Source organism: Paenibacillus sp. YN15 (assembly GCF_003285005.1).
In the GTDB taxonomy this organism is placed as follows: domain Bacteria; phylum Bacillota; class Bacilli; order Paenibacillales; family NBRC-103111; genus Paenibacillus_AR.
The window spans coordinates 67,845-76,347 of record NZ_QMFA01000036.1; the positions used below are offsets into that span (position 1 = coordinate 67,845).

The 8,503-nt window shown below is 59.7% G+C and carries 6 protein-coding genes; 2 read left to right on the forward strand and 4 right to left on the reverse strand.

Annotated elements, in window-relative coordinates; genetic code table 11:
* The first annotated feature begins 227 nt into the window (after nt 1-227).
* Nucleotides 228-1,421 (forward strand): EAL domain-containing protein, encoded by a 1,194-nt coding sequence (locus tag DQG13_RS23200; protein WP_113022556.1) that lies wholly within the window; start codon nt 228-230, stop codon nt 1,419-1,421.
* Here the strand turns inward: DQG13_RS23200 and DQG13_RS23205 are convergent.
* The 4 genes from DQG13_RS23205 to DQG13_RS23220 form a co-directional block, all read right to left on the reverse strand.
* Entirely contained in the window at nt 1,411-4,302 is a 2,892-nt protein-coding gene (locus DQG13_RS23205; protein ID WP_113022557.1) for a DEAD/DEAH box helicase, read from the reverse strand. The genes DQG13_RS23200 and DQG13_RS23205 overlap by 11 nt on opposite strands.
* Nucleotides 4,299-5,903: a hypothetical protein gene (locus DQG13_RS23210; protein ID WP_113022558.1), complete on the reverse strand. Its 1,605-nt coding sequence runs from the start codon at nt 5,901-5,903 to the stop codon at nt 4,299-4,301. The genes DQG13_RS23205 and DQG13_RS23210 overlap by 4 nt, the downstream gene beginning before the upstream one ends.
* Nucleotides 5,904-6,034: 131 nt before the next feature.
* Nucleotides 6,035-6,544: a GNAT family N-acetyltransferase gene (locus DQG13_RS23215; protein ID WP_113022559.1), complete on the reverse strand. Its 510-nt coding sequence runs from the start codon at nt 6,542-6,544 to the stop codon at nt 6,035-6,037.
* Nucleotides 6,545-7,001: 457 nt separating this feature from the next.
* The gene (locus DQG13_RS23220) at nt 7,002-7,259 is read right to left on the reverse strand and encodes a GlsB/YeaQ/YmgE family stress response membrane protein (RefSeq protein ID WP_113022560.1); all 258 of its coding nucleotides are present in this window, start codon (nt 7,257-7,259) and stop codon (nt 7,002-7,004) included.
* A 242-nt stretch (nt 7,260-7,501) separates the two neighbouring features.
* On the opposite strand from DQG13_RS23220, the gene DQG13_RS23225 reads away from it, so the two are divergent.
* Entirely contained in the window at nt 7,502-8,356 is an 855-nt protein-coding gene (locus DQG13_RS23225; RefSeq protein ID WP_113022561.1) for a sulfurtransferase, read from the forward strand.
* Nucleotides 8,357-8,503 lie beyond the last annotated feature (147 nt).

Sequence of the window (8,503 nt, forward strand, 5' to 3'; positions counted from 1 at the left end):
GCGTAGAGAATTCATAAGTTTCGGCCATGCCGAAAACTAAATTCTTGGAGGGCATATCTGACATGAATGTGACACTCAAGGTGTGGGAAGCTTGCATAGTCCCTGGGCCTACGGTACAATCGGGGATAAAGAAATCGCGAGCGAGTTTTTTAGGCCGTGTCTGAAAACCCGCTCCCCTCGGAGTTATCAGACACGGCCTAGGAAGAAGAAGGAAAGGGCGGACCCAAATGATCGACAGCAAGAATGCAACCCTGCCTGCCGGGCAGATTTGCCCCTTCTTTCAGCCCATCCTGTCCTTGCAGAGCATGTCCGTCATTGGTCATGAGTCTCTGGGCCGAGAGATTGTGGGCGGGGAGGTGCGCAGTTTGGGGGCCTTTTTTCATGATCCGGCCATTCCTGAGCCCATTCAGATTGCCACGGACCGGAAGCTCCGGCAGATTGCCTTTGCAAAAGCGGTCCGGGAGGGATACGGCGGCCTGCTGTTCGTGAACCTGAAGCCCAGCTGGATTTACCGCTCCTACCGGGAAACCGGCAGGCTGCCTACTCTGGAGCTGCTTACGCAGTATGGTTTGCCCGCCGGCCGGGTGGTGGTGGAGATCACCGAGGAGTCCTTTTCGGGGAAGCTGAAGGAGCTGCTGGAGATCGTGGATATCTACCGGCAGCATGGCTGCCTGCTTGCGGTGGATGACGTGGGCAGCGGCTTCTCCAGCCTGGACCGGATTGCCATGTTCCGCCCGGATATTATCAAGATGGACCTGAAGATTCTCCGCAAAGGCGTTACCCATGACGGGTACCGGGCCCTTTTGCGCTCCTTCTCCATCATTGCCGAGCAGATGGGAGGCTCCCTCTTGGTGGAGGGGGTGGAAAATGTCCTTGATCTGAAAAATGCCATGGCCGCAGGCGCGCGTTATGTGCAGGGTTATCTATTTTCGGAGGCAAAACGGGATTTTCTGCCCGAGCATGAGTACACGGCTTTGCTCAACGAACAGATGGACCGGTACGGAAAAGAGTCCTATGCCTCTTATTTGAAGCTTATGGCCGCCGAACACCGGTTGAAGGAGCTGGCCGACCGGACCGCCGTTATGGCCGCGGTGCGGGAGCCGGATCATCTGGCGGGGGAACTGATCCACGAGGTGCCGGAGAACACTCTCCGGATATATCTGTGCCGGGGGGACGGCATCCAGGTCTCCTGCAATTTTGAACGCGGCGAGGACGGCGCCTGGACCCGCAATGAGGAGTACCGCGGCTCCAATTGGCTGTGGCGCCCCTATTTTATTCCGACCATCATCCATATGCAAAAGCAAAGGTCGGGCATCCTGTCCCAGGCATACGCCGACCTTGCCACCGCCAAGCCCATCCAGTCCTATTCCTGTCCGGTGGGCACAGATCTGTACTTATTCGTCGATTTGCTTATACGCTGATCCATTCCTGGCGCAGGGAGAACAGCTCCTTCAGATCCTCTGTGGACAGCTCGGTAATCCAGCCCTCGCCTCCGCCGACGATCTGCCTGCTCAAGTCCTGCTTGCGCTCGATCATGTCGTCGATCCGCTCCTCCAGGGTGCCCAGGGTCACGAACTTGTGCACCTGCACATGGCGGTTTTGGCCGATCCGGTATGCCCGGTCCGTGGCCTGATTCTCCACCGCCGGGTTCCACCAGCGGTCGAAGTGGAACACATGGTTGGCCGCCGTCAGATTCAGTCCGATCCCGCCTGCCTTAAGCGATAAGAGGAACACGCCGTTCCGCTCCGCTTCGGGCAGGCTTTCGTTTTGGAAGCGGGCCACCATTTCATCCCGCATATGCTTGGGGGTGCCGCCATGGAGGAACAGCACCGGCTCCGCCAGCTCCTGCTCCAGCACATGCTGAAGCATGTAGCCGGTTTCCACGAACTGGGTAAAGATCAGGCAGCGGTCCCCCTCCGTCCGCAGCTCCGTCACCATGTCCAAGAGCCGCTCCAGCTTGTTGGAGCGCTCCCGCCACTGGATGGGGGCGCCGCGCATGGTTTTCTGCAGCAGCTCGGGATGGTTGCAAATCTGCTTTAACCGGGTGAGGGCCGACAGGATCAGCCCGCGGCGCTCCATGGGGCCCAGCCGGTCCAGGCGCTCGAACAGGTCCCGGATATAGTTTTCGTACAGGGAGGCCTGCTCCGCCGTAAGCGAGATAAATACTTTGCTCTCGTCCTTGTCCGGCAAATCCAGCTGGATGGCCGGGTCCTTCTTCAGGCGGCGGAGCAGAAAGGGCCGGATCATCCGCTGAACCTGGCCGATCAGGGCCTGATCGGAAATCCGTTCAATGGGCTGCACGAACCGGTGGCTGAACTCCCGCAGGGTGCCGAAGTAGCCCGGGTTCAGGAAGTCGAAGATGGACCACAGCTCGGTCAGCCGGTTTTCGATGGGCGTGCCGGTCATGGCAATGCGGTGGTACCCGTCCAGCCGCCGGACCGCGCCGGATTGCTTCGTATAAGCGTTCTTGATATTCTGCGCCTCGTCCAGGCAGATGGAGCTCCAGTAGATGGAGGCGAATTCCTTCTCGTCCAGATGGGCCAAGGTGTAGGAGGAGAGGACCAAATCCGCTTCCAGAGCCGCCTTGCGGAAATCCTCGCCTTTGCGCCGTTGGGGTCCGTAATGGAGCAGCACCTTCATGCCGGGGGCAAAACGCTGCAGCTCCTTCTGCCAGTTGCCCAGCACGGAGGTGGGGCAGATCAGGAGCCCCGGAGGCAGCGGCTCCTGGTCGTCCGCGGCCTGCGATTGGCCCTCCTGCTCCTTGACGGAGAGGAGGTAGCTGATCCATTGGATGGTTTTGCCCAAGCCCATGTCGTCGGCCAGGCAGCCGCCCAGACCAAACTGGCGCAGGAACAAAAGCCAGGAGACTCCTTCCGCCTGATAAGGGCGGAGGGTGCCGTGGAAGCCAGGAGGCGGTCCTTGCATGGGGACGCCCTTATGCTCCTTCAGTTGGGAGATGAGCTGCCGAAGATGGTCGTTCAGCTCCACCTCCAGCTTCAGATCGAGATCGTCCTCCTCCCGGCCGCCGGGCCCTTCGCCCTCCTCTTCCTCGCCGGCCAAATGCAGCTCCAGCACATCCCGGAAGGAAAGACCCCGCTTCTTCTTGACCTGCTTCATCACCTGGCTGATGGCTTCCATCTGCTTGGGGTCCAATTGAATCCAGCGTCCCCGGAAGCGCACCAGCCGCCGTTTCTCCTCCATGAGGGTGCGGAATTCCTCTTCCGTCAGCTCCATATCGCCCACAGCCAGCCGCCAGTCGAATTCCATCAGCTGGGACAGGCCAAAGGCGGTTGATCCCGCAGAGCCGACAGAGGAGCGCAGCTTGGCCCGGAGGCGGGGTCTGGTGCGGCGCAGCCGCTCCCACCAGGCCGGCAGGAACACCGGCGTGCCCGCCTCCACAAGCTGCCGGCTCCCTTGGGCCAGGAACTCCCAAGCCTCGTCGGCGGTGAGCTCCCGCTTCAGCCGGGCGGGCACCGCCGGGTCCCGCAGCTCCGGAATGATATGGAGCCAGCGCTCCACATCCCGGCCGACCCGGGCCAGCTCCGGCTGCCATTCCTCCGGCACCGGCTCTCCGGGCAGGGGCGAGCCTTCGGCGTCGCAGGCGATAATCCGCTCCGCCAGCTGCCGGTCCTGCAGGAGAATGGCCAGCCGCCACAGCTGGTCATGCTCGGGCTCCACCAGCTGCAGGCAGGTGCGGAAGGGGGCGGTATCCGGCTTCCAGCCGATGGACACCAGCCAATCCTCCTCGTCCAGCCACAGGTCGGCGGAGATGTCGCCCCGCATAATCCGCGGCACCGTCTCCATCAGCTTGGCCAAGGCCTCCTGCAGCTCGGGGCGGCGGCGCACCTCCGCTTCGATGAGGGCATCCGCCCAGGTTTTCAGGAGCGGGGATTCCATTCCCCGCAGCTCCTCCGGCAGCTGCAGCTTCCAGCCTAGGGACCCCTGCCGCCACTTATCGTAATCGGGCATCACCCTGCCTGCAGCCAAGGCCTCCCGGATGGCGGGAGCGGCGGCCTTCAGGGGAGCGGCCTCCGTGGACCATTCGATAGAGGCGTGCTGCAGCTCCGACGGGTCGCAAAAGTAATGCAGGGCGTCCTCGGCCTCCAGCACCACGCCTTCCTTCCCGGTAAACTCCAGCGTCTCGATAAAGGTGCCGTAAAAGCTGGCCGCATGCCAGGCAAACAGCAAATGCTTCAGCTCGGTGGCGTCCACGGACCCGCCCTGGCGGCGGGTGCCCCAGAGGAACAGGGAGCCTGCCGGCATCCACGAGGCATGAACGGTATAAGGGCCGGTGACAATCATGTCGCCCACTGTCCTTTCGCCAGCTCTTCTTTGAATGCGCGCAGCCGGGCGTATTTAATATGGAGCCGGGCCAGATACTCCTCCCAAAGCTCAATTCTCCCCAGTTGCTTGTAAAGGCTGTTCAATTTTTTTAAGTGGCGGATGGCCAGCTTGTAGGAATCTCGGTTTTTTTCCGCAACCGCCTTCTCCACCGATTGATGGAAAAGGGGCAGGAGCAGCCCCGGATCATGGGTCTCCACCGTATGCAATTCGGCTGTATACAGACTGGCCGGTGAAATTCCTGTGGCCAATTGCAGGTCCACCCATTGGCGGAAGCGACCGGTCTGCATCAGGTAGTCGGTGTAATAATAGTAGCTGCGGGGCAGGAGGGAGAGCATCACGCGAATCCACTCCTCGTCGGTGGGCTGATGCTTCACCGCTTCTACCCAGAAGGAGCAGCCCTGGTTGAATTCCTCCTGCTTGGCCTTGGAGAGCACCGGCAGAAGCCAGCGCAGCCAGTTGAGCACCCGCTCCCACTCTCCGCCGCCGGAGAGTTTTTCGAGAATCACATAGAAATCCGAAAATTGCCGGGTATGCAGGCCGGAGAGCCGCTTCATGGCCTGGGCGTCCTGGCCCCGGATAATATCGAACAGGGCCATGGCCAGGAGGATGCCGTCCTTGGCCCGGGGAATGCTCTCCTGGGCGGACAGCAGGGTGAGCCGGTGCAGCTCCCGCCCTGCCGCTTCCTCCGGCTCCGCGCCGGCCCCATAGAAGAGCTGCCACCACAAAAACCGGTACACATCCGTCCAATACACCGGCCCCGGCCGGGCATGGAGCAGCCGGGAGGATACAGCCTCCAGCGTTTCTTTCCAATGCTTCGGGAATTGCAGGGCCGCCTCATGGAAGGACTGGCGCTCATGGGTCAGCTCCTTCAGCTTATCCCAGCAGGAGGCCGCCACCAGCTTGCAGCCGTTTTCAATATAATAGGACAAATAAGAGGACTGATTGTCCTGATGGAATTGCTCGATTTTGGAGAGCACGTACAGGGTCAGATGGAGCCGGTACAAAGCGGCCAACGGCTTGGGCCATTCATCCGCCGTTCCCCCCAGGGTTTCCCAGACGGTCTGGTAAAACTGCTCCACCGAATGCTGGTTGGAGAGGGAGTAGCCATGGAATTTCTGCTCGAAATAGCGGGCCCATTCCTTGGGCGGCAGCTCCGGCAGCAGTGTGGCCGCCGCGGATTCGGCGGTTTTGTCGGCCTTCAGCCCCGCCTTGGCTCTCCGCCGGGCGTTGATGGCCTGCTTCAGCTGCATCAGCAGAAGCTCCGGCCGGCCATGAGCCGAATATGCCCAGAAGATCAGCCCGGCCATATGCTGGCAATACCCCTCGGAGGAGCAGGTGCATTCGCTTCTCTCGAACTGCTCCAGATCCAGTCTGACCTGGAAGATTTCTTTCCCCCGGACATCGGCCTGAAGAATATAGCCCTGCACCAGATTCACGTTCTGCACCAGATTCCGGTGGTAATATTCCCAGCCCCGCTCCAGCACGGCAAGCTTCATTCGGCGTTCGGCCCCGGCGGCCAGAAATTCAATCCGGTTTTTGGGCAGCTTGAGCTTCAGCATTCCTGCACCTCCTTTTCCCCTTTGTTTCACAGTGGTTTCCGCATGGATCGCATCCTACTATTGTAGCATAATTTGCCTCTCCATAACCCCTTTTTGGCAAAACTGTCCGTCGCTTTTTTAAGTCTCGGCCGCTAATTGAATTCCGGACCCTCCTGATACACCATGCAGTAAAAGTCCATGCTTCCCTTAGGGGTCGGGCGTTCGTAGCGGTCGGTAATGACAAACCCCGCCTTCCGGTAGGCCTTCTGGGCGCGGATATTCCACACCAGCACCTCCAGATCCACTGTATCCCCGGGTCTGCGGCGCTTGGCCTCCTCGGCAATAAAACGGACAAAGTCCGGGCCGATTCCCAGCCCGCACAGCTCCGGCCTCATCCCCAGCCCCAGCCGGGTCACACCGGTGATGGGAAAGAGCTGGGCGTAGCCCACCAAATAACCGTTTTCCCCATCCAAAATGGAAATGTACTGGGTCTCGCGGATTTGCGCGTCGCCGAACTCCTCGGCCTCCGCTTCCATCTGGGCCCAGGAGCTCCACTGGTAGATATCGTAAGGGGGCTCATAGCTCCAGGTGCAGATGTCCTGGCAATGTCTAATGTTCATGGGCACTGCTTGAAAGGTGAATCCCGGCAAATTCTTGCACATCTTTTACCCGCTCCCGTAATGTTACGTCATCCCTTCATTGTACAACTCCCCGTGAGCGCTGTCGATGGGAGCGCCTGATGTATCCACGGTTTGGCGGCTGCATTTGAGGAGAAGGGGAGATGTCAAAATGCAAAAGTGTATTTATTTTTCGGACCAGCCGCTTCACCGGGGGGGGGGCCAAATGCAAAAGTGCAGCTATTTCCCGCGAATTCCACCTGTTTGGCGGGTTCAGAGTAGAATAGATGCACTTTTGCAGGATGGGCGCGGAAAAAAGGGATCACTGTTCAAAATAACTGCACTTTTGGAGCGACCAGGATAGCATGGTCCGCTCAGTCCCTTCAGGCAGACCCGCGCCGGATTCGGCCATCCGTATCCCCATACACAACGCAAAAAGAACCGGCGACGGATGTCCCGGTTCCCAGTTGTGAAGCGGGCCCTTGCTGCCCGCTGCCTTGCATCAGCTGTGCCTGCGGCTGGTGTTGCGCAGAATGAGGCTGGTCAGGAAGACCACCACTACTGCGCCGATCAGAGCCGGTATGAAGTAGAAGCCGCCGATTACCGGACCGAAGTCCCCCATAATCAGGCTACCTAACCAAGCTCCGATAAAACCTGCAATAATATTGCCGATGACGCCTCCGGGAATGTCCCGTCCCAGAATAACACCGGCCAGCCAGCCGATTACACCGCCGATAATCAATGCCCATATAAAACCCATTTTACATTCTCCTCTCCAACATTCTATTGTGCTAGATTGGTTGGTTTTCTCTTTACACACTCTTTTTAAACCGTTTGGCGGAGATGTAAACTTTAAAAAAACGGACAAACTTTCCGGCAGGAAAAATGGATTGGTTTGTAGTATAGCGCGGCGGTTTGTCTTTTGGATGGACTGCGGCGGCGGGAGACGGATTTTGATATAATGGGCATTAAGAATGCAGTCCCAAGCGGGGAGTGGAGATCATGGTCAATCAACACCGGTTTATTGTTAGCAGGGAGCAAGTCATGGAGAAGCTGGGCGGGGAGGAGCCGGTGGTGCTGGCCGACTGCCGGTTCCAGCTGGGTCAGCAGAAGTGCGGACAGGAGGCTTATGCGGCGGGCCATCTGCCGGGAGCGGTCTATTTTGATCTGGAGGAGGACCTTTCCGGACCTGTGGGAGAGCATGGCGGGCGCCATCCCATGCCTGATCTGGGGGTCCTGCTGCTGAAGCTGGGAGAGCGGGGCATTGACCGGAATACGGCGGTGATTGCATATGACGACCAGGGGGGAGCCATGGCGGCCCGGTTCTGGTGGCTGCTGCGGTTTTTGGGCCATGAGAAGGTTTATCTGCTGGACGGCGGCTACCGCGGCTGGGTTCAGGCCGGGCTGCCGGTTTCCTCGGAGCCTGCCGCACCGGCGGAGCCCAAGGTGTTTGGGGGCCGGGTGCAGAACCAGATGCTGGTGGTGATGGAGGATGTCCGGGAGCGCCTGGACCGGCCGGGCACCGTGCTCATCGATTCCAGAGAGCCGAGGCGGTACCGGGGTGAAGAAGAAGCCATCGACAAAAAGGCAGGCCATATCCCGGGAGCACGGAACCGGTTCTGGAAGGATAATCTGGGGGCCGACGGCCGGTGGCTGCCGCCGGAGGAGCTGAAGACCCGGTTCGGCGACATCGCCCCGGACCAGGAGATTATCGTCTATTGCGGCTCGGGCGTCACCGCCTGTCCCAACCTGTTGGCCCTGGCGGAAGCGGGCCGGACAGACGCGCGGCTCTATTTGGGCAGTTGGAGCGATTGGATTTCGTACCCGGAGAACCCGGTGACGACGGGGGAAGAGTAAAAAAACGAAAAGCCGCGTCGGACGCGGGTTTGGGGGGCTGTGACAGGTTGCCGGGAGGCATGCTGTTACAGCCCTTTTTGGCCATATCAGAAAGTATAAAATCTTGAGGTGTAGAAGCCCTTTCTAAGAAATTTTGGTAAGATAGAG

Coding starts and splice junctions, on each gene's coding strand:
- DQG13_RS23200 (WP_113022556.1), top strand. CDS start 228: ATGATCGACAGCAAGAATGCAACCCTGCCTGCCGGGCAGATTTGCCCC.
- DQG13_RS23210 (WP_113022558.1), bottom strand. CDS start 5,903: ATGCTGAAGCTCAAGCTGCCCAAAAACCGGATTGAATTTCTGGCCGCC.
- DQG13_RS23215 (WP_113022559.1), bottom strand. CDS start 6,544: ATGTGCAAGAATTTGCCGGGATTCACCTTTCAAGCAGTGCCCATGAAC.
- DQG13_RS23220 (WP_113022560.1), bottom strand. CDS start 7,259: ATGGGTTTTATATGGGCATTGATTATCGGCGGTGTAATCGGCTGGCTG.
- DQG13_RS23205 (WP_113022557.1), bottom strand. CDS start 4,302: ATGATTGTCACCGGCCCTTATACCGTTCATGCCTCGTGGATGCCGGCA.
- DQG13_RS23225 (WP_113022561.1), top strand. CDS start 7,502: ATGGTCAATCAACACCGGTTTATTGTTAGCAGGGAGCAAGTCATGGAG.